19 protein-coding genes are annotated in these 19976 nt (G+C 73.1%); 8 read left to right on the forward strand and 11 right to left on the reverse strand.

The genetic code is table 11. The annotated features are described in order from the left end of the window. Nucleotides 1-305 precede the first annotated feature (305 nt). From ACFWOG_RS19915 to ACFWOG_RS19925, 3 genes are all read right to left on the reverse strand, one after another. Nucleotides 306-1061 carry a DUF4230 domain-containing protein gene (locus tag ACFWOG_RS19915; protein WP_329949025.1) on the reverse strand — a complete coding sequence of 252 codons (756 nt, stop codon included), beginning with the start codon at nt 1059-1061 and terminating at the stop codon, nt 306-308. Between the two features lie 396 nt (nt 1062-1457). After that, nucleotides 1458-1844, reverse strand: a complete 387-nt coding sequence (locus tag ACFWOG_RS19920) for a hypothetical protein (RefSeq protein WP_380359941.1) — start codon at nt 1842-1844, stop codon at nt 1458-1460. Between the two features lie 235 nt (nt 1845-2079). Continuing rightward, nucleotides 2080-2682, reverse strand: coding sequence for a TetR/AcrR family transcriptional regulator (locus tag ACFWOG_RS19925; RefSeq protein ID WP_380359943.1), 603 nt, complete (start codon nt 2680-2682; stop codon nt 2080-2082). Between the two features lie 108 nt (nt 2683-2790). Between ACFWOG_RS19925 and ACFWOG_RS19930 the strand changes: the two genes are divergently transcribed. Then, nucleotides 2791-4221 carry an amidase gene (locus tag ACFWOG_RS19930; protein WP_380359944.1) on the forward strand — a complete coding sequence of 477 codons (1431 nt, stop codon included), beginning with the start codon at nt 2791-2793 and terminating at the stop codon, nt 4219-4221. Between the two features lie 157 nt (nt 4222-4378). Here ACFWOG_RS19930 and ACFWOG_RS19935 read toward each other — a convergent pair whose 3' ends face one another. Beyond that, nucleotides 4379-5083, reverse strand: a complete 705-nt coding sequence (locus ACFWOG_RS19935) for a TetR/AcrR family transcriptional regulator C-terminal domain-containing protein (protein ID WP_329949029.1) — start codon at nt 5081-5083, stop codon at nt 4379-4381. 123 nt (nt 5084-5206) lie between these two features. Here ACFWOG_RS19935 and ACFWOG_RS19940 point away from each other — a divergent pair, with 123 nt between their 5' ends. Together ACFWOG_RS19940 and ACFWOG_RS19945 are read left to right on the forward strand one after the other, a co-directional pair. After that, on the forward strand, nt 5207-6448 hold the full coding sequence (locus ACFWOG_RS19940) for an FAD-dependent monooxygenase (protein ID WP_380359946.1): 1242 nt from the start codon (nt 5207-5209) through the stop codon (nt 6446-6448). 245 nt (nt 6449-6693) lie between these two features. Then, nucleotides 6694-7857 carry a methyltransferase domain-containing protein gene (locus ACFWOG_RS19945; RefSeq protein WP_380359948.1) on the forward strand — a complete coding sequence of 388 codons (1164 nt, stop codon included), beginning with the start codon at nt 6694-6696 and terminating at the stop codon, nt 7855-7857. 220 nt (nt 7858-8077) lie between these two features. Here ACFWOG_RS19945 and ACFWOG_RS19950 read toward each other — a convergent pair whose 3' ends face one another. After that, nucleotides 8078-9376 carry an Ig-like domain-containing protein gene (locus tag ACFWOG_RS19950; RefSeq protein WP_380359950.1) on the reverse strand — a complete coding sequence of 433 codons (1299 nt, stop codon included), beginning with the start codon at nt 9374-9376 and terminating at the stop codon, nt 8078-8080. Between the two features lie 326 nt (nt 9377-9702). Here ACFWOG_RS19950 and ACFWOG_RS19955 point away from each other — a divergent pair, with 326 nt between their 5' ends. Continuing rightward, complete coding sequence (locus tag ACFWOG_RS19955) at nt 9703-11055, forward strand: helix-turn-helix domain-containing protein (RefSeq protein WP_380359952.1); 1353 nt, start codon at nt 9703-9705, stop codon at nt 11053-11055. A 204-nt stretch (nt 11056-11259) separates the two neighbouring features. After that, nucleotides 11260-11586: a YkvA family protein gene (locus tag ACFWOG_RS19960; protein WP_329879765.1), complete on the forward strand. Its 327-nt coding sequence runs from the start codon at nt 11260-11262 to the stop codon at nt 11584-11586. A gap of 279 nt (nt 11587-11865) precedes the next feature. Here ACFWOG_RS19960 and ACFWOG_RS19965 read toward each other — a convergent pair whose 3' ends face one another. The 5 genes from ACFWOG_RS19965 to ACFWOG_RS19985 all read right to left on the reverse strand — a co-directional run bounded on the left by ACFWOG_RS19965 (nt 11866) and on the right by ACFWOG_RS19985 (nt 15512). Continuing rightward, nucleotides 11866-12027 carry a hypothetical protein gene (locus ACFWOG_RS19965; RefSeq protein WP_329879766.1) on the reverse strand — a complete coding sequence of 54 codons (162 nt, stop codon included), beginning with the start codon at nt 12025-12027 and terminating at the stop codon, nt 11866-11868. A 242-nt stretch (nt 12028-12269) separates the two neighbouring features. After that, a complete protein-coding gene (locus ACFWOG_RS19970; RefSeq protein ID WP_380359954.1) occupies nt 12270-13154 on the reverse strand; it encodes an alpha/beta fold hydrolase in 885 nt (294 codons plus the stop codon). 4 nt (nt 13155-13158) lie between these two features. Then, on the reverse strand, nt 13159-13806 hold the full coding sequence (locus tag ACFWOG_RS19975; RefSeq protein WP_380359956.1) for a dihydrofolate reductase family protein: 648 nt from the start codon (nt 13804-13806) through the stop codon (nt 13159-13161). A 199-nt stretch (nt 13807-14005) separates the two neighbouring features. Continuing rightward, nucleotides 14006-14650 carry an NAD(P)-binding domain-containing protein gene (locus tag ACFWOG_RS19980; protein ID WP_329879769.1) on the reverse strand — a complete coding sequence of 215 codons (645 nt, stop codon included), beginning with the start codon at nt 14648-14650 and terminating at the stop codon, nt 14006-14008. 49 nt (nt 14651-14699) lie between these two features. Then, a complete protein-coding gene (locus ACFWOG_RS19985; protein WP_380359958.1) occupies nt 14700-15512 on the reverse strand; it encodes an inositol monophosphatase family protein in 813 nt (270 codons plus the stop codon). A 115-nt stretch (nt 15513-15627) separates the two neighbouring features. On the opposite strand from ACFWOG_RS19985, the gene ACFWOG_RS19990 reads away from it, so the two are divergent. Beyond that, complete coding sequence (locus tag ACFWOG_RS19990; RefSeq protein ID WP_380359960.1) at nt 15628-16554, forward strand: LysR family transcriptional regulator; 927 nt, start codon at nt 15628-15630, stop codon at nt 16552-16554. On the opposite strand, the gene ACFWOG_RS19995 is transcribed toward ACFWOG_RS19990, so the two are convergent. Continuing rightward, entirely contained in the window at nt 16555-17172 is a 618-nt protein-coding gene (locus ACFWOG_RS19995; protein WP_380359962.1) for a helix-turn-helix domain-containing protein, read from the reverse strand. A gap of 176 nt (nt 17173-17348) precedes the next feature. Between ACFWOG_RS19995 and ACFWOG_RS20000 the strand changes: the two genes are divergently transcribed. After that, nucleotides 17349-18335 (forward strand): alpha/beta fold hydrolase, encoded by a 987-nt coding sequence (locus ACFWOG_RS20000; protein WP_380359964.1) that lies wholly within the window; start codon nt 17349-17351, stop codon nt 18333-18335. 647 nt (nt 18336-18982) lie between these two features. Beyond that, entirely contained in the window at nt 18983-19960 is a 978-nt protein-coding gene (locus ACFWOG_RS20005; protein ID WP_380359966.1) for a hypothetical protein, read from the forward strand. Nucleotides 19961-19976 lie beyond the last annotated feature (16 nt).

The following is a 19976-nucleotide window of genomic DNA, read 5'->3' on the forward strand; positions in this document are numbered from 1 at the left end:
CGGCGGTCGCAGGAGGCGCCCGATCCCAGCGTGCGCAATGGTTCCTGTACGCACGAGAGCGTGGAGCGAGGCTCCTGACGTGCGAAAGGGCGCGATCCGCGAGGATCACGCCCCGGCTCTGCGCGGCCCGCGCCAAGGCAGCGCCGCAGGCCGGGGGCACGCTTCCGCGTGCCCCCGGCCTGGGCGGGCCAGGGCGACGGCCTCCGGGAACCCCGGTTCGGGGCTCCCGCCGGAGCCGGTCCGGCCGGCCGCCTCGACGGCGGACGGCCGGCGCGTCCGGCCCGCCCTGGTGGGGCGGCAGTGGGTCAGGGGGCCGTGGTGACGGTCACGGTGGTGAACCCCGCCGAGCGCAGCAGTCCCTCCAGCATGCTGCGGGTGCTCTGCTCGGCGCGCTGGGCGAGTTCGGTGTCCTTGGCCGCCTGCTCGATCTTCTGGGTGGCCAGCATTTCGACCTGCCGCTGGTTGCCGGGGTTTGAGCTGAAGAAGTCGCCGATCCGGTCGAAGAGACCACGCTGCTGGAGGTAGACGTAGGAGCGGCCCACGTCCAGGGCGGGCGCGGCGAGCTGGGCGTGCGGCACCACGACGGTGGCGCTCAGACGGTCGCCGGACACGGTCACGGCGCCCTTTTCGAGGGCGGCGAGGTCGACGTAGGCGTCCACCGTGCCGGCCGCCACGTACAGGGTGCGGTGGCCGAGCAGGGCCGAAGGCAGGAAGGCGGCCTCGCGGTCGAGGTCGACGACGAGCTGGAAGTTGCCCTGCGCGCCGGTGAAGTGCTTCATGTCCTGGATGGAGCGCAGCAGCACCGGCTGGCTGCGGTCCACCGTGCGCCGCTCCAGCGGGTTGGGGATCGAGGGGAACAGGCCCAGGTGTGCCCCGGCGAGGAAAAACGCGACGATCGCGGCCAGGGTCACCGGCAGGCCGACGTACCAGGGGGTGCGGCGGCGCTCGCGGCGGGGCGGGGCCTTGTCGCCCGGGGAGCGCCGAGGCGTGTCGTCGGGGTTCTGCTCCGGTGCGCCGGCGCTGTCGGACCCGGCCGACCGGCTACGTCTGAGGAGTGCCATCTCGCTCTCTCCGCTCTGTGCGCCCTCGCCGCAGCGCTCTGCCGCGGCGCCATGCGGGTACCCCGAGGCGGCGGGGACACGCCGGTGCGGGCGCCGAAATCCCGGCGAACTGCACTCGGTGCGGGTTGAGTTGATCTGCCGGGGAGCGGGGGTGGGTTCACATGCGGGCGGCCCGCAACGGGCGGACGGGCCGCGGCGCGACCGGGGGCTTGCACGAGGGGACGGAGCGGGTGGCGGGGGAGCCGTGCCCAGGACCCGGGACGCCGGTCGAGTTGGTGACGCCGGGCCGGGCCGGCACACTTCCGCCGCGGTCCGACCCGCCCACTGGGGCGTCGGACGGACCGCGGCGGTGCGCCGTTCAGGCCCGGCGCCGGGTGTGCGGCCGAGCTGCCGTGGTCAGCAGTAGTTGCTGACGCCTCCGGTCTCGTCACCGTTGAGCAGGCCGCCCCAGATCCACTCGTTGTCGGAGAGCTTGACCCACTTGTCGTGAGCGACCCCGTTGGCGTTGACCCAACCGCCGGTCTTCCAGCAGAGTCCGTACGAAGTGAAGCCTGCGGACACGGGGTAGTTGATGGCGTAGTCCGTGGACGGTCCGTACCTGACGTTCCCGTTGATCCATGTCGTGACCACGCCGCCCAGCACGCGCGAAATCTGGGTCCGTGGCGCGCCGGCCGGTTCGGAATCCGCGGCGGCGGCGGGGGCCGCCATACCGGCGGCCGTCAGGACCGCCAACCCGACTGCTGTGACGAGCCTGGTGGTGGGCCGTTGGCGATCGATGTGCATCTGTTTCCCTTCGAGCGAAACCTCGGTCTGTACCCGGCCGGACGCGACCAGGCGTCAATCATCCTGACAAGAGGGGATATTGACGGTCCATGGCGCTTCGGGGATTGGCGCAAAGAGGCTCGAACGTGTACCTGTGATCGGCCTTTCGCCGACGGTGCCGGAACCGCTCAGCACCGCCTTGACGACGCCTTCGCGGCTGGTCGGCGGCCTGGACTGTCGAGGGTGGTGTGACCCGTCAGGAGTGCCGCTCCCCGAGGTTGTCCAGGTGCGCGTGCAGGACGTCCTGGGCCTCCCGCGAGGTGAGGCGGCCGATGAGGACGTGGACGGTGAGGCCGTCGGCGAGGGCGAGGAGGGTGCGGGCCTCGTGCTGCGGGTCGACGGGCGCACTGTGTCCGGCGCTCTCGCCGACTTCCCGGATGAGCCGGGTGAACGCCTCCTGCAGGGCTGCGTAGCTCGCCTTCAGCGTGTTCGCGAGCGGCTCACTGACCGCGGCCTGCGCGACGAAGGCGAGCCAGACCCGTGCCTCGAAGTGATGCTCTTCCCGGAGCAGCGCGACTTCGGTGACCGCGTGACCCAGGGCGGTGGCGGCCGACTGGGCCGGGCTCCGGACGAGGCGGGCCCGGGCGCGTTCGGTGATCCGCTCACCGATGTTCGCGAGAGTGAACACGAGCATCTCTTCCTTGCTGCGGAAGCAGCGCTGCACGGCGCCCATCGACACCTGCGCGCGGGCGGCGACGTCGCGCAGGGTCACGCCCTCCAGTCCGTGCTCGTCGGCGAGGAGGCAGACCGCCTCGGCGATGCGGTGACGTCGCTCCTCGTGATCAACCTGTCTGGGCATGCTCGTGGCCTCCGTGCGGCGACGCGTAATTCGATGCGGTCGTATCGGTTCCCAGGCTACAGTTCCGATGCAAGCGCATCGGAACGTGGGACGGGGAGGACGAGAATCATGGGTGACGCCCTGTGGAAGCTGTCGGCCGCGGCGCAGGCGGAGGCCGTGCGCGCTGGCGAGGTCTCCGCCGTCGAGCTGGTGGAGAGCCATCTGGAGCGGATCGCCGAGGTCAACCCGGAGGTGAACGCGGTCACCCGGCTTCTGGCGGATCGCGCCCGGGAGGCCGCCGAGCGGACGGACCGGCGCCGGACCGCCGGCGAGGAGCTGGGGCCGCTCACGGGGGTTCCGTTCACGGTGAAGGAGTCCACGGCCGTCGAGGGGGTGCCGACCACGTTCGGCACTCCGCGCTTCCGCGATCTGGTGGCGCCGGCGGACGCGCCCCCGGTCGCCCGGCTGCGCGCGGCCGGGGCGATCCCCATCGGGCACAGCAACATGCCCACCTTGATCCTGGCCGGAATGCACACGCGCAGCGAGCTGTTCGGAGACACGTTCAATCCCTGGGATCGTGGCCGGACTCCCGGCGGATCGAGCGGGGGTGACGCGGTGGCCGTCGCCACGGGCATGGCGGCGCTCGGCCTCGGCAACGACTCCGGGGGATCGGTGCGGGTCCCGGCCCAGTTCTGCGGTGTGGCCGGACTGAAGCCGACCACCGGCCGGTTTCCCGCCGACCACCGGATCCTCGGCCCGGACGACCCCGGCCCTGCATCCCAACTGCTCGTCACCGACGGCCCGTTCGCCCGAAGCGTGGGCGATCTCCGGCTGGCGTACGAGGTGTTGGCCGGCACCGATCCACGGGACCCGCGCGCCCTGCCGGTGCCCGCGTACGGCACGCCCCTCCCCGGGCCGGTGAAGGTCGCGGTCGTGGCGGACCCCGGCGGGCACGGCGTCCACCCCGCGGTGCGCGCGTCCGTCGCCGCCGCGGCCGACGCGCTGCGGGACGCCGGGTACGACGTGCGCGAAGTGCCGGACGTGCCACGGTTGGACGAGGCGCTCGACGCCTACGGCCGGATCACCGTGACCGAGTTCGCCCCGACCTGGCCGGTGGTGCGCAAGCTGCTCGGCTCGGGCGGTGACCGCTACGTCGGGATGATGATGGAACAGACGCCGCCCGCGAGCGCGGAGGAGTTCATGAAGCTCATGGGCGTCTGGATGAACATCCGTCGCTCCTGGGCCGAATTCCTCGACGAGTACCCGCTCCTGCTCGGCCCGTCGTTCACCGAACCGCCCGTCGAACCGGGGCTTGAGTCACGCGACCGGGCCGGGCGGGACCGCGTCGGGTCGGGAATGCGGCTGTGCACCGTGACCAGCTTCGTGGGCGTGCCCGGGGTGGCCGTGCCGACCGGGACGGCCGACGGGCTGCCGTCCGGCGTGCAGATCGTCGGGCGCGCGTTTCGCGAGGACCTGTGCCTGGCCGCGGCCGAGGCGATCGAGGACCGGCTCGGAGTCCTCACCCCGGTCGACCCGGTCTGGGCCGGTGGGGCTGGTTGAGCCCCTGGTCCACGCCGGACCCGGGTGCTCGATCCCCGGGGACACGACCACCACGGCGTCGGCTCGCGAATCCACCCGCGGCTGCCCGCCCCCGTCCGGTGCTGCATGGACGCGGGGCGGCCCACTGAGGTGAGCCGAGGCTGATCCTCCCCGAGGGTTACCCGGCTCGGCGCGTGATGAGGGCCTCCAGGCCGTCGAGGATCCGCTCCAGGCCGAAGTTCAGCGCCTGGTCCCGGCCGTCCTGGGTGGCCATTGCCGCGGCGAGCGCGGGGAAGCGGTCGGCGTGCTGGTGGACCAGGGGGCCGAGGACGGCCAGGAGTTTCGCCTCGGGCGAGCCGTCCGGCCGGGCCGCACGGGCCTGTTCGGCGATGCCCCGGACGTGCCCGGCCAGCAGCACTGCGGAGTCCATCCGTTCGGGGCCGGTCAGTCCGTGGCCGTCCAGGGCTGCGACCACCCGCTCCAGCCAGCCGAGTTCCTTGGGGCCCACCACCCGCGGTCCGACGGTGGCGTCGAGCAGCCAGGGGTGATCGGTGAGCATTTGCGCCAACTGGTCCGCACAGGAGGTCAGTTGCTCGCGCCATCCGAGTCCGTCCACGGCCGGCGGCGGTTCGCCGACCGCGGCCTCCACCATGAGCGCGACCAGCTCCGCCTTGCCGGGAACGTAGCGGTAGAGCGACATCTTGGTGAAGTCGAGCAGGCCGGCGACCTTCTGCATCGAGACGGCGCCGAGGCCCTCGGCGTCCGCGATCGCGACGCCCGCCGCGGCGATCCGCCCCAGGCTCAGCGCGGGCTTCGGCCCCCGGGACGGCCTGGCGGGCGGTCCCCAGAGCAGCCGCACCGCCTCGTTCGCTTCCTCGCTCAATTCCCGCTCCGTCTCGTGCTTCCGGCTGCCCTTGCGGGGCGGCCCAACTGCGTCTACCGTACACAGCAAGAAACAGTGTCCATGGGACACAGTTAATCGGGCAGCTCGGATGGAGTGGTTCACGTGAGCACCAAGGTCCTGATCTCGGGCGCGAGCATCGCCGGCCCCGCACTGGCCTACTGGCTGGGGCGGTACGGCTTCGAGACCACCGTCGTCGAGCTGGCCCCCGCCCTGCGCGGTGGCGGCCAGGCGGTCGACTTCCGAGGCCGGACCCACCTGACGGTGCTGGAGCGGATGGGTGTGCTCGACGAGCTGCGCGCCCTCGACACCGGCGGCAGCCCGATGACCTTCGTCGACCGGCGCGGCCGTCAACTCCTCCGCCTGCCGGCCGACTTCGCGGGCGGGGACGTCGAGGTCCCGCGCGGGGAGCTCGCCCAGGTGTTGCACCGGCGCAGCCTCCCGCACACCGAGTACCTCTTCGGCGACTCGATCACCGCCATGGAGGAGACGCCCACCGGCGTCCGGGTGGCCTTCCGGAACGGCGCGCCGCGCGAGTTCGACCTGGTGATCAGCGCCGACGGACTGCACTCCAACGTCCGTCGGCTCGCCTTCGGCCCGGAGGAGGACTACGTCCGCCACCTCGGCTACTACGCGGCCACCTGGCAGCTTCCCAACTACCTCGGTCTGCCTCCTGGTTCAGTCGGCCTCAACGTCCCCGGCCGGCTGGCCGCCGTCGGCGCCGACCACCGCGACCCGACTCGGGCGGGCGCCTTCTTCGTCTTCGCCTCGACCGAACTCCGTTACGACCGCCACGACGTGGCGCAGCAGAAGGCGCTGATCCAGGACGCCTTCGCGGGCCTCGGCTGGGAGGTGCCCGGGCTCCTGGAGAGCCTGAGGCAGGCCCCCGAGCTGTACTTCGACTCGATCAGCCGGGCCGACGTCCCCGCCTGGTCCAGCGGTCGGATCGCCCTGTTGGGCGACGCCGCGTGCGGGGCCACCATCGGCGGGATGGGTACCGGCACCGCTGTGGTGGCGGCGTACGTCCTGGCCGGCGAGCTGGCCCGGGCCTGCGGCGACCACCGCACCGCCTTCGCCCGCTACGAGCACACCGTGCGCGACTACGCCCAGGGCTGTCAGAAGGGCGGCGACCGGACCGGCCCGTTCCTGGCGCCCGGCACCGCGACCGGGCTGCGGGTGCGCAACGGGCTGCTGAACCGGCGCTGGATCCTCGACAGGATGCTGGAGATGGGCAAGCAGGTCAGCAGCGTCGATCTGCCTGACTACACGACCGAGCTGTCGAACGCCGTGGCGTCCGGCGTCCTGGGCGGAGGCGTCGGCCTGCGCGCAGCACGTCACCGGCGATGACCATGCCCTCGCCCGGCGTGCGGGCCGGGTCCGGCGCCCCCTGCGTGCTGCTTCACCCTCTGTCGCCTGTGTGTGGGGGCGGGTCAGGATGACCGGGTTGTTGTCGCGCGCGAAGGGGTCCGGATGGGGAAGCACAAGAAGGAGCCGGAGCTGCCGAGTCCGGGTCAAGGGTCCCCGCCTCCCGGGAACGCGGACGGACAGGTGCCCGTCCCCCTGCCGCCGGGTGACCCGAAGCACGGGAAGAAGTGACCGGGCCGGCCCCGTTGCGGGCGCGCCTGGACGAGGCGATGGACGAGCGCGGGGCCTGGCCCGAGCGGGCGCCGTGGCTGCGGGAGGCGGTGGCGGCGCTGCCGCGTGACCTGTTCGCGCCGGACCGGCTGCTGCGGTGGGACGGGCGGGCGTACGTGCCGGTGGACCGGCAGAGCGATCCGGACGGCTGGGCACGGGAGCTGTACGGCGAGCAGGACGCGGCCGCGGTCACCCAGGTGACGGACGGGCTGGCGTCGTCGAGCCTGTCGGCGCAGGGCGTCGTGGTCGACATGCTCGACAGCCTGTTGTTGGAGCCCGGGCACCGGGTGTGGGACATCGGGACGGGGCAGGGCTGGAACGCGGCGCTGGCGGCGTGGCGGGCCGGCCCGGGGCGGGTGGTGTCCACCGAGATCGACGGTGTGTTGGCCTCGTTCGCACGCGAGCGTCTGGCCGCGGCCGGCCTGCGGGTGGACGTCGTGGTGGCGGACGGGACCGTCACGGTGCCGGACGGCCCGGTGGACCGGCTGATCGCCACCTACGCGGTCGAACGGGTGCCGTGGTCGTGGGTCGGGGCGGTCCGGCCCGGCGGGCGGCTCGTGGTTCCCTGGGGCCGGCTCGGGCACGTCGCCCTCACCGTCGCCGACGACGGGCGCAGCGCGAGCGGGTGGGTGCAGGGCCTGGCCCGGTTCATGGGCGACCGCGCCGCAGGTCCGGCGCCCGTGGGCGGGCACGCGGGGTACGCCGCGGTGCGCGGCGCCGCGGCGCCGGAGGTGAAGCGCGTCGTGGATCGGGATCCCGCGCCGCTGGCCGCGGACTGGAACCTGAGGTTCGCGCTGCGGGTCGCCGTGCCGGATGCCGTGGTCGTCACCGGCACGGACGAGGACGGCGTCCTGGCGTGGGTGCACGACGGCCACCGGTCCTGGGCCGCGTTGTCGGCCGGCGGCGACGGCACCGCGACCATGTACCAGGGCGGCCCGCGGCGCATCGGTGACGAACTGCTCCACGCCTGGGCGCAGTGGGAGGAGCTCGGGCGGCCGGGTCCGTACGAGTACGGGATGACGGTGCGCCCGGACGGCCAGTTCGTGTGGCTGAACGACCCGGTTCACGGCCCGCGCTGGCACGCCGGTGGCACCGCGGCGGCCGACGCTCCTCCTCGTTGAGCAGGGCCTGAGCAGCGTCCGTTTCGGCGGTCCGGGTACCGCCGGGGGATCCGCCGGGGTACCGCCGGGGGATCCGACGGGGATCCGACGGGGGGTTCTGTACGACCTCCGTGGTGCGGCGGTCGGCGTGCCGGCCGCCGTGCGAGGGTTCGTCGTGGACCTCGACCGAGCCGCCGGCCACGACGGTGCGCGGGTGGGCGGTGCGGTCGAGTGGACGGGTCTACCAGTTCGCCCAGGGAAGGTTCCAGCCGCCGAGTCCGTTGTCGGGGGAGACGGTCTTCTCCTTCGAGTTCACGATCGTGACCACGTCGCCGATCAGCGAGCTGTTGAAGAACGTTCCCGCGACGGAGGTGTCGCTGCCGCCCTCCACGTCCTTGAGCGAGACGCAGCCGTGGCTGGTGTTCTCCTTGCCGAACGGGTCGCCCTTGTACCAGTAGTTGCCGTGGAGGTAGGTGCCGCTCTCGGTCAGCCGCATCGCGTGCGGGGCGGCGGGGATGTCGTACTCGTCGCCGAGTCCGACGGTCCGGGAGTTCATGTGGGTGACCTTCTCCTTGGACATGATCACCATGGTGCCGCCCCACGAGGGGTGCTTCTCGTCGCCGAGCGTGGCGGGCACGGTGGTGGTCTTGCCGTCCCGGACGATCGTGAGCCGGTGCGTGGCGGCGTCCGCGGTGGACACCTGCGAGCGGCCGACGGTGAACGGTTCGTCCTTGTCCACGTCGCCGTAGACGCCCGGTGAGACCTCGACGTTCTTCAGCCGGTAGTGGATGGTGCCCTTGGTGCCCGGCTTCCAGTACTCGGCCGGGCGGAAGTCCAGCCGGTTGTCGCCGAACCAGTGGCCCTTCACCTCGGTGCCGTTGTCGGTCTCGAAGGTGATTCCCTTGGCGACGGCGTCCTTGTTCACGATCTTCGTGCTGAACTCCACCTTGACGATCATGCCCACGCCGTAGGTCTGGCCGTCGGCGATGTTGTCGTTGGTGGAGACCTGCTTGTCGGGCGTGCGCGTGGTGAACGCGGTGGTGGAGGCGGCCGCGAGACCGTCGGCGTCCGCCGCCTGGGCGTTCACCGTGTACGCCGTGCCGGGTGCGAGCGCGGCGGCGGGCTTCCAGCCGGTGCCGTCCGGGGTGATCGTGCCGGGGACGGGCCTGCCGTTCTTGTCGGTCACGTCGACGGTGGTGAGCCTGCCGTGGGAGACGGACACCTGGAGCGCGTTCGGCGCGACGCCCCGGGCGCCGTCCTTCGGTTCGACGTTGAGCACCGCGGCCGACGTCCTCGGCCCGGTCGCGGCCGAAGGCGCGGCGGCAGTCGCGGCAGCAGTCGTGGCGGCCGTCGTGGCGGTAGCCGTGGCCGCCGGCCCGCCGGCGGCAGCGGCGCCCGTCGCCCGGGAGGCCCCGTCGCCCTCGCCGTCGCCGCAGGCCGCGGTCATCAGCAGAATGCCGCCCATCGTCAGCGCCACCGCGCTGCGGTTGAAACGGTCGCCCGTGCGTATCGCGGTCCGGGTCGCCTGAACAGTGCTCACTGTCGCTCCTTCTCGGTGATCACCGAAAGCCTGTCGGCCGGTTCGTCCCAGGAGCAACGGCCGGCGCCCGATCTGGGACGCTGGGACGCCGTTACCTGCTTTGACCTGGGAAGACGTAACCTTCCTGGGACGCGTCCGTGCGACCGGGGAACGGCGTGGCCGGCGGCGGGAACCACGGGAGCGTCAGCGGCGTGCTTCTGTCCCGGAGATCGCTTCACGTCGGTCCGGCCGCGGGGGGACGCGACAGCGCCGCGCCCGACCGCCGGTGGCGGCCGGAGACGGCGGGGCGCGATCACTGCTGGATGCAAGAGCGAGGCGGAGGAACGGTGCCAGAGGGGTTCGGGGAGTTGGGGGAGCGGGACGAGATCGCGCGGCTGCTCGGGGAGCTGAAGAGCCGGTCGGGGCTCAGCTACGGCGCGCTGGCGAAGAGGCTGCATCTGAGCACCTCGACGCTGCACCGCTACTGCAGGGGAGACGTGGTGCCGACGGAGTTCGCCCCGCTGGACCACCTTGCGAGGCTGTGCAGGGCGACGCCGGAAGAACGCGTCGAGCTGTACCGGCTGTGGGCCGTCGTCCACTCGGCGCGGGGAAGCAGGACCTCACCCGTCCCCGGACCGGCAGGTCAGACGGGTCCGGCGGACCCGATGGACCCGACGGAGGCAGGGACGGGGACGGAGCCCGAGGGCGAGGTCGAGGCGGAGGTGGAGGCGGCGCCGGACGGGGGAGGCGGCGTCGAGGCCGGGCGGGTCCTCGTCGCCCGCGCCGAACCGGACCCTGCCCCCGGGGCGGCGCCGCGGCGGTGGCCTGTCCGCCACCGTGCGGTCCTGGCCGCGGTGGCGGTCACCGCGGTGCTGGCCACCACCGGCGCCGTCGCCATGGGGCTGAAGTCGGCCGCGGGCGGTGACACCGGTCCCGGTCGGGCCCCGAACGGCGGGTCGGCCGCCGGATCCCCGGCTCCGGGCACCCCCGACTCGCCACCCTCCCCGGCTCTCGCCTCCACCCCCGCTTCCGTCTCGGCCGCCGCCTCCACCGGTGCGGGCTCGGGCTCGCCGGGGCCGACCGGCGGGACGGACACGAGCGCTCCGATCACGGTCTCGGTCCGGCCGTCCGGGTGGAACAGCTCGTGCGATCAGTACCTGGTGGACCGCCCGCCGTCCGAGGTCCCTCGACCGCCCGCGGTGCCGGACGTGGCGGGCTGGGCCTCCGGGATCGGCGCGGTTGCCGGCCGCCACCAGTCGATCGAGCTCATCGTGCAGGGCACCGGTAGGGAGACCGTGGTCCTGTCGGGCCTCAACGTCCGGGTCACCCGGATCGCGGGTCCCCTCGCCTGGAACGCCTATTCCATGGCCGAGGGCTGCGGCGGTGGGGTCGGCGTCCACTCCTACGACCTCGATCTGGACGCGGCCCGCCCGCGGCCGGTCCTGGCCGCGGGCAGCAAGGGCCTGCCGGTCAAGGTGAGCGAGGGCGACCCGGAGGCCATCGAGGTCACCGCCGTGACCGACTCCCACGACGTGAGCTGGTACCTGGAACTGGAGTGGTCGAGCGGTGACCGAAAGGGGACGCTCCCCGTCGACCTTGGCCACGGCACACCGTTTCGCACCAGCGCGGTGAAGGGCCGGCCGCTGTACGTCTACCCGGCCGACGGACGGGCCTGGGAGCCGAGCTCGTTCCAGGGGTGACAGCGGAACGCGATTTCCGTTGACTCGACGGGCCCGCGGTCATGCCCGCGTTCCGGCGCTGCGGGCCGTGGGACCACCCCGGCCGCCCAGCCGCGGATCCCGCCCCGGTCGTGGATGCGAAGCTTGATGCTGTTGGGCTGGTGCGCATGGTCTGGCGGGCACGGAGCAGGTTCCTGGAGGCGGTTCGAGCGAGAGGTGGCCGGGATGGACGGAAACGGTGTGTTCTGGGTGGTCGGGGCCGGGGTGGTCCTGGCCACCCTCGTGGTCGCGGGCGTTCTGGTGGTGAAGCTGGTCCGGGCCCGGAAGCTGTTGGGGGCATCAGGGATCCCGATGTCGAAGAAGGTCCTGTTCTGGGCGTCCATCGCCTATCTGGTCAGCCCCGTGGACCTGCTGCCCGACCCCATCCTGTTGGACGACATCGGCTTCCTGCTCGTGGCCCTGCGCTCGCTGGGCAAGGCCGGGCTGCGGGCCGGCGTCGGCTCGGCAGGCCCGGGCGTGGGTGGCACGGAAGTCCCGCGGCTGAAGCAGTGACCCCGCGGGGCCGCACCTGGGAACGACCCTTCCGTCCGGCCGGGCGCGAGACGAGAAGCGCCCCGCGGGACGCGCTCAGACGGTAGCCGCTGCGCCGACGAGCTCGGCGACATGGCGACCGCCTACCTGCTCACTCCCGACCGGCGCCACGGCGCCGACACCTGAGCCGAGCGCATTGCCGCACGGCGGCACCGGGCCGGTTCGCGGAGGGTTCCCGCTGCAGAAAGGCAGATGGGCCGTCACCGGTGTCGTGGTGACGGCCCATCTGGGGTGGTGCGCTCATACGGTCGGGCCGGCCAGACTCGTCAGGGCCCGGTGCGCGCGTCGGGCGCTGCGCTCGGCGCGGCTCTTGAGGCGGAGCGCGCGCACGAGGCGGTGCTTCTCGGCCTCCCGCAGACGGTCGTCTATCGTCGCCCGCGCCACGTCGATGTGGTAGGTCATGATGCTCCCCCTGTCGACGGGTGATCCGGCGGCATCACCCTGACGCCGCCCCTTCGGGCCACCCTCTGTGCTTCAGACTCTACACCCAAAGTCGGTCCAGGGCCTTGCATTTAACGATCCGTTCAGGAATTTGCCTTCTGATCGAATGCCAAGTGGCTGGTCGGTTCCCAGGCTCGCGCAGCGTCGCGCCGGTGCTGCGCCGTTCCGCCCTGCGCCGTTCCGCCCTTCGGAGCCACAGCCCGTCACGCGCCCGGAGGCCGGACCCGTGGGGCACCCGCCGTCCTCTGCCCGAGCGTGAGCATCGCCCCGGCGACCTCGTCGGCGGCCGAGTCGGGGACCGCGGTGGCGGCCTCGTCGAGGACGAGCAGTCGTGCACCGGGGATCTCGCGCGCGATCGCCTCGCCGTTGCCGACCGGGAAGAACCGGTTGCGGCGGCCGTGGACGACGAGCGTGGGGACCTCGATCCCGGGCAGGCGCTCGCGCCAGCGGGGTGTGCAGTCCAGCTTGGAGAAGACCAGGCCCATCTGGTTGGCCATCTGGACGGGGGGCGCGGTGCCGGGCGTGCGGTCCCAGATGCGCGCGGCGACGGCGCGCGCGCCGTCGGGGTCGTCGCCGAGGATCGCCGCGCCGGTGGCGGCGAACTCCGCAACCGCCTCGCGGTCGGTCCAGTCGGGCATCGGACGCGCGAACAGCCGGCTCATCGTCGCCCGGTCGTGGTCGGGGAGGTCGTCGTCGGGCGGGCCGGGGGCGACCGCGCGGGTGTTGGCCAGGGTGAGCGCGCAGAAAGCGTCCGGACGGTCGAGCACGGCCACCTGGGCGACCATCCCACCGACGCCGATCCCTCCGAGGTGCGCGGGCGCACCGCCGAGCGCGTGAGCGAGGGCCGCGGCGTCGGCGGCGAGGTCGCGCAGGGTGTAGGCGGGTGCCGGCGGATCCGTCGTCGTGGACTCCCCGCTGTCACGCAGGTCGTAGCGCACCACCCGGTGCCCGCCGGCGGCGAGGCGCTCGCAGAGCGAGTCGGGCCAGGAGAGCATCGTGGGCCCTCCCGCGAGCAGAACGAGCGGTGCGTCGTGGTCACCGAACGACTCGATGCCCAGGGCGACCTCGTCGGTGTCGAGGGTGGTCATCGGATCACCGGCCGTTGTCGTCGTCGTGCCCGAGACCGCGGTCGGGCCTGCTCATGTCGCCCGTCGCGGGTGTGCCGTCGGCGAGCCCGTAGCGCAGGTACACGGCGCCCTGCGGGCCGGCCACCGGGGGTTCGAGGAGCGTGACGTTCGTGGGGACCGCGCCGCCGTCGAACACCGTCTTCCCGACGCCGAGCACGATCGGGTGCACCCAGAGGTCGAGGCGGTCGAAGAGCTTCTCTCGCAGGAGGGTCTGCACCAGGTCCAGGCTCCCGACGACCTTCACGTGCTCGTGCCGGTCACGGACCTCGCGCACCGCGCCCGCCAGGTCCGGGCCGAGCTGCGTGGACCCGGCCCACGGGAGGTCGGGCCTGCCGCGGGAGGCCACGTACTTCGGGACGCTGTTGAACAGCTCGGCGATCTCGCCGCCCTCCTTGTGCGGCCAGTGGGCGGCGAAGATGTCGTACGTCCGCCGGCCGAGCAGCAGGGCGTCCGTGCCCTCGTACGCGGCCAGGATCTGCGCTCCGGTGACCTCGTCGAGCAGGGGTGCCTGCCAGCCGCCGAACGGGAACCCCTCGGGGTCCTCGTCGGGGCCGCCGGGTGCCTGCCCGACGAGGTCGAGGGTCGTGAACAGCTCGATGTGGATGAGGCCCATATCCGTACTCCCGATGAGTTGGTCGTCCCGGTCGAGATGTAGACCTGTCGGAGCCGGAAAACTCATCGCCGCGCCGGTACCGGGCTTTCGTACCCGCCGACCGCCTCACCCGGCGCACCGCCGTCCGTGCCCGGATCGCACTCCCGGCCGCCTCGCACGGGCCCGCTACCGGCGTTGCTCCGAAACCGGCCCCGACGGGTCAGCGGGCCAGGGAGACGGCGAACGGCTTGAAGCCGTGTCGGCGCAGGACGTGGGGAACCACGAGGATCATGGCCTCGGTGGCGCGGGCCGTGGCGATGCCGCCGAGGTCCTCGATCCATGCGGGCTGCCAGCCCAGGTCGCCGAGCAGGCCGGTGACGGTCCTCTTCGCGTTCTCGTCATCGCCCGAGAGATAGGCGGTCGGTGGGGTGGCCAGGCTCTCGGGAGCGGTCATGACCATGAACAGCATGGTGTTGAGGGTCTTCACCACGCGGGTGTCGGGGAGCGCGGCCTGGAGTTGCTCGGCGAGGCTGCTGCCGGGGTAGCACAGGTCGCCGGGCAGGCCGTCATCCGCGTCGCGGGTGGCGTTGGAGACATCGACGAGGAGCTTCCCGGCGAGCTCGGTGCGCAGGCCGGCCAAGCGGTCCAGCGAGGTGTGGCCGGGCGTCGCGTTGATCACGATGTCCGCGGTGCGGGCGGCGGTGCGCTGGTCGGCGAAGGCCGTCCGCGGGGCGCTGCCGGTGGCAAGGGCCGCGGCCTCTCCCGGGTTCCGGACCCCGAGGGTGACACGGTGTCCGGCTGCGGAGAGCCTGCCGGCGAGGTTGGCGCCGACGCGGCCGGCGCCCAGGATGCCGATGCTGGTCATGAGGTGATGCTCCTTGTGGTGTGAGGCGGGCGGGGCGGAGGGCGTCCGGTCAGACGAGCGGGGACAGGACGTCGAGGGCGGCCGTGTGGATGCCGGGGGCGGAGGCCAGGAAGTCGCGGCTGCCCGTGGTCCAGGGCTCGCCCGCCAGGTCGGTGACGGTGCCTCCGGCCTCGGCGACCAGCAGGGCACCGGCGACCAGCCCGGAGCGGACGTCGGAGAACTGCCAGAAGGCGTCCGTGCGTCCGGCCGCGACGTGGATGAGCTGCATGGTGGCGGGAACGGACACGCGCACGACCAGACCGTTGACGAGCATGGCGGTGACCGAGTCGCCGATCCGCCGGAAGGTGCGCTCGTCCTCGCCGGGCCTGGCCTGGCCGGTGCCGACGAGCGCGGCGCCCAGGTCGGTCTTGGCGGACACCTGCAGCGGCCGGCCGTCGAGGTGCGCACCCCCGCCGGCCACGGCGGTGTAGGTGTCGCCGGTCAGCGGCAGGTGGACGACGGTGAGCACCGGCCGGTTGTCGCGGACCAGGGTGGCGGTCACGGACCAGTCGTCCATGCCGTGGACGTGGTTGATGTTGCCCTCGGCGGGGTCGACGACCCACCACTCCCCGGGCGGGAGCGCGCCGCCGGCCAGCTCGTCCTCCGCCCACTGCGATCCGGGCCGGGCCCGCAGCAGCGGCTCCCGCAGCACGTCCAGCACCGCGTCGTCGTTGGCGTGGATCTCGGCGACGACCTCGTCCAGGCTCACACCCCGGGCGTGCGGGGTGTGGCGCCCGCGCAGGGTGAGGCCTGCGGTCCTCACCGCGGCGGTCACCTCGGGCAGGAGCGTCGTGTCGGCGGCGAAAGGCATGGCGGTGCTCATGGCGGGCTCCACGGGTTCGATGTGCGCGGGCGGTCGGTCTCTCGCCTGCACTTCGAAGGTATGGCTCCCGGTCATTAACAACAAGTGCATGCTATTCACTTGTAGAATTACTGACATGCAATTGGATCTGAATCTGCTCACCGCTCTTGACGCACTGCTGGAAGAGGGCAGTGTCGCCGGCGCCGCAGCCCGACTCCACGTCACCGCACCGGCGATGAGCCGCTCCCTGGGCCGCATCCGCAAGGCCACCGGCGACCAGATCCTGGTCCGCACCGGCCGCAGCATGGTTCCCACCACCCGCGCGCTGGCCATGCGCGCCCAGGTCCACGCCCTCGTACAGCAGGCCCACCACCTCCTCTCCGCGCAGCAGGAACTCGACCTGGCGGCGCTGGACCGGGTGTTCACCGTGCGCTGGCACGACGCCCTGACCGCCGCCTGCGGCACCGCTCTGCTCACCGCCCTCCGCCGCCGGGCCCCCGGCGTCCGGCTGCGTCTGTCGGCCGAACCCGGGACGGACGACGCCGAGCTGCGCCGGGGCGAGGTCGACCTCGAATCGAGCTCCAGCGCTCCGACGCTCCCCGACATCCGGCACCGCCTCGTCGGCACCGACCGGCTGGTGGTCGCCGTCCGCCCGGGCCACCCCCTCAGCGAGGGGCCGCTGGACGTCGAGCGCTACGCGGCAGCCGAACACCTCACCGTTTCGCGACGCGGTAGCCTGCGCGACCCGATCGACGACGCCCTGACGGCCCGCGGCCTCGGACGACGCGTCGTCGCCGCCGGGCCCACCGCCGCGTTCGCGCTGCAGCTCGCCCTCGACACCGACCTGGTCGTCACCCTCCCCGACGCGATCACCCGCGCAGCCCGGGAGGGGCTCGGCCTGGTCACGCTGCCGCCGCCACTCCCGCTGCCCGAGGTTCCCCTGTACCTGCTGTGGCACCAGCGCTACGACGACGACCGCGCCCACACCTGGCTGCGGGACCTGGCCACCGAAACCGTCCGGGCGTCGTTTGCGCCGCCGACCGTCCCTCGACAGCCCCGCTAACTACCGGGCCCCGCGGCCGGTGGCGGGCGGGGTGCGCGGTCGCAGGCGTTCGCCCTGGGGCCCGAACATGATCAGGTACTCGACCGGCCCGCCCGAGCCCGCGTTCGCGACCCCGTGGGGGGTGCGGGTGTCGAACTCGGCGACGTCCCCGGCGGTCAGGACGAGGTCCTGTTCGCCGAGCGCGAGCCACAGCCGCCCGTACAGGACGCACAGCCACTCGTAGCCGTCGTGGGAGACCTGTCGCGGTCGCACCGGCCGGCCGTCGACGGAGGGCAGGACGTGCTTGTGGGCGTGCAGTCCGCCGACGTAGCGGGTCAGCGGCAGGACTGCCTTGTCGTCGCCGAGACTCAGCGGCACCGAGGCTCGGCGTTCGGCCGCAGGGGCAGCGGCAGGGGCGGTGCCGGCCAGCTCGTCCAGGGAGACGCCGTACTCCTTCGCCAGCAGCAGTACCACCTCCAGGGTGGGCTTGCGCCGGCCGGTCTCGATCCGCGACAGCGTGCTCGGCGAGATGCCGGTCGCACAGCTGACTCCGGTGAGCGTGGCGCCGCGGCGCTCGCGCACGGCCCGCAGGCGGGGCCCCATCGTCGCCAGTGTCCCGGCCACGTCGTCATCTGCCACCGCCGCTGCACCTCCCGAACGAACCTGGCGACCGTCTCCCTGTCCTGCGAGTTTGCCAGAACGGCAACGCCGATCGCCTCGGGCGGTCGCCGCGCCGCATGATCGACGGGTACCCGCGACCACCCGCGATCACCCGCGACCACCCGCGATCACCGGCGAACCGAGGAGAACTCCCCATGCAGTCCGAGCCGTCCGCCGCCCCGAGCCACCGCATCGTCGAGGCCCCGGCCGGGCGCCTGCACCTGGTCGAGCAGGGCACCGGCCCGTTGGTCCTGCTCGTGCACGGCTTCCCCGAGTCCTGGTACTCCTGGCGCCGCCAGCTACCGGCCCTCGCCGCAGCCGGCTACCGGGCGGTGGCGATCGACGTACGCGGCTACGGCCGCTCCTCCAAGCCTGCGGCGACCGACGCCTACCGGATGCTCGACCTCGTGGAGGACAACGTGGCCGTCGTGCGGGCCCTCGGGGAGGAGGACGCGGTGGTCGTCGGCCACGACTGGGGCTCCAGCATCGCCGCCGCCTCCGCCCTGCTCCACCCCGAGGTGTTCCGCGCGGTCGGCCTGCTGAGCGTCCCCTACGCGCCGCCCGGCGGGCCCCGCCCCACCGAGGTGTTCGACCGGATCGGCGGCCCCGGGCAGGAGTTCTACGTCTCCTACTTCCAGGAGCCCGGCCGCGCCGAGGCGGAGATCGAGCTCGATGTCCGGGGCTGGCTCGCCGGCTTCTACGCGGCCCTGTCCGCCGACACCATGCCCGCCCGGGGCGAGCCCGACCCGCACTTCGTCGCCCGCGGCGGCCGGCTGCGCGACCGCTTCCCCGCCGACGCCCTGCCGGCCTGGCTGACCGAGGACGACCTCGACGTCTACGCCGGGGAGTTCGAGCGCACCGGCCTGACCGGCGCCCTCAACCGCTACCGCACCATGGACCGCGACTGGGAGGACCTCGCCCCCCACCGCGGAGCCCCGATCACCCGGCCGTCCCTGTTCATCGGCGGCGCCCTGGACGCCTCCACCACCTGGATGTCCGACGCGATCGCCGCCTTCCCCACCACCCTCCCCGGCCTGACCGCCTCCCACCTCCTGGACGGCTGCGGCCACTGGGTCCAGCAGGAACGCCCCGAGGAGGTCAACCGTCTGCTGACCGACTGGCTCGCCACCCTGACGGGCTGAACCGCCGACCGCGCCGAGGCCCGCCCCGGCGTGGCCGTGACGCGCTCCTGCGTGATGCCCGGGGCGGCTCGTCGGGCCCCGGGCAAGCCACCGACGAGCCGCCCGGAGGCCGCCCTCGCACCGGTCCCGGCGAGTGCTCGCTCCCCGCTGCTCTGTCGATCCGACTCGGACGGTGAACTCAACGCAGCGGACGGACAGCTGGGCTGCCTGGGAGCACGTCAGCTGCGCGGCCGAGGAGGCAACGCCCGCACCGGCCTGAGCGTGTGTACCGCCCGTACCTCGACAGCGGGTCCCGGCTCGGCCCGCGCAGCCCGGCCGGGCAACCGACCGGCATCGTCGACGGCGCCGGTACGGAGCCTGCGACCGGAGATGGCGTGCTGGGCGATGAGTTCTCGGTGCCGCCGGTCCTACCACCGCCGCCCCATGGACCGTTGCCGGGGGGAGTGGTGGGACCATCCTGACCACAGAGGGCCTGCTCCGGTGTCCGACGGCCGCTGAGCTGCTGGAACGGTGCCGGAGTAGGGGCCGTCCCGCCCGGCAGTCGGACCGCTGATACAGGCGACCCCTCGGCCACGACCCCCTTACCCCCTCGTCCGGGGTGGCTGGGATACTCGCCCCGACTGTTGATCATCCGGGGGAGAGACGTCGTGTTGACCTGGCTTGTTCGAATACTGTCCGCGCTCTCGTACGCCGCGATGGCCACGGTGGTCCTCTGGACCGCCGGGCTGCCCGGGGGAGTCGCCCTGCCGGTGGGCGGGTTGACGACGGCCGCCTGGATCGCCTTCGGACTGCTCTGGCTCAGGGTCGCCGCACTCTGGCTCTGGTGGTCGGACGACAACCACGGGTGGCTGTCACGGGCGGCGACCCGCCGCCGGTCCGTCTCCCTGGTCAAGGACGCGCCGCGCAGGCGGTTCAGCTCCCGGTTCTCGTCACGCGAGCCGTTCGACTTCGACAGCAAGGGGTGGGTGTACTCCCGGCAGGTGGCGGTCTGGCTGCTGCTTCCCGTGGCCTGCGCCGCGCTGGCCGGGTTCGCCCAGGCGTACGAGTCCGAGACCGTCCGCTCGGTGGTCCGCGCCGGAGCCTCGGTCTCCACCGCGACGGTGATCCAGGCGGACGACATCAGCGAGAACTTCCGCGACGGCGACGTGGTCGGCTACTTCTCGAAGCTGACGCTGGCCCTGCCCGGCGGCGGCACCGTCCGGGCCGAGGGCGCGTACACCCCCGAGGAACCGGAGCCCGACACCAAGGTCGAGGTGCTCTGGGCGCCCTCCGCACCGGAGTTGGGCGGGCGCGTGCACTACGCCACCGACATGTCGCGCTACCTCGACCACGACTGGGGTCTGACAAGCGCCGACGCTCCAGCACTGGCCCTGGCCGTCGTGCTCGTCCTGTCGTTCGTGGTCACCATCGGCTTCGCCACGGAGGAGGACGGGCTCCAGGACCTCGCCTGGCGGCCGGTGGCCCAGACAGTACACGCGGTGGTGGTGGGCGGGGTCCTGTTGGCCTCACTCCCCTCGCTGGCCGGCACTGCGGACCCGGCCCACGCGACGGACCTGCTCTTCGCGTCCGGCATCGCCGTGCTCCTCCTCTACACCGGGATGCACCTCCGGCCCATGCTCGACTGACCCGCAGCGGCGACGG

It is taken from the genome of Kitasatospora sp. NPDC058406, from assembly GCF_042722765.1.
Taxonomy (GTDB): Bacteria; Actinomycetota; Actinomycetes; order Streptomycetales; family Streptomycetaceae; genus Kitasatospora.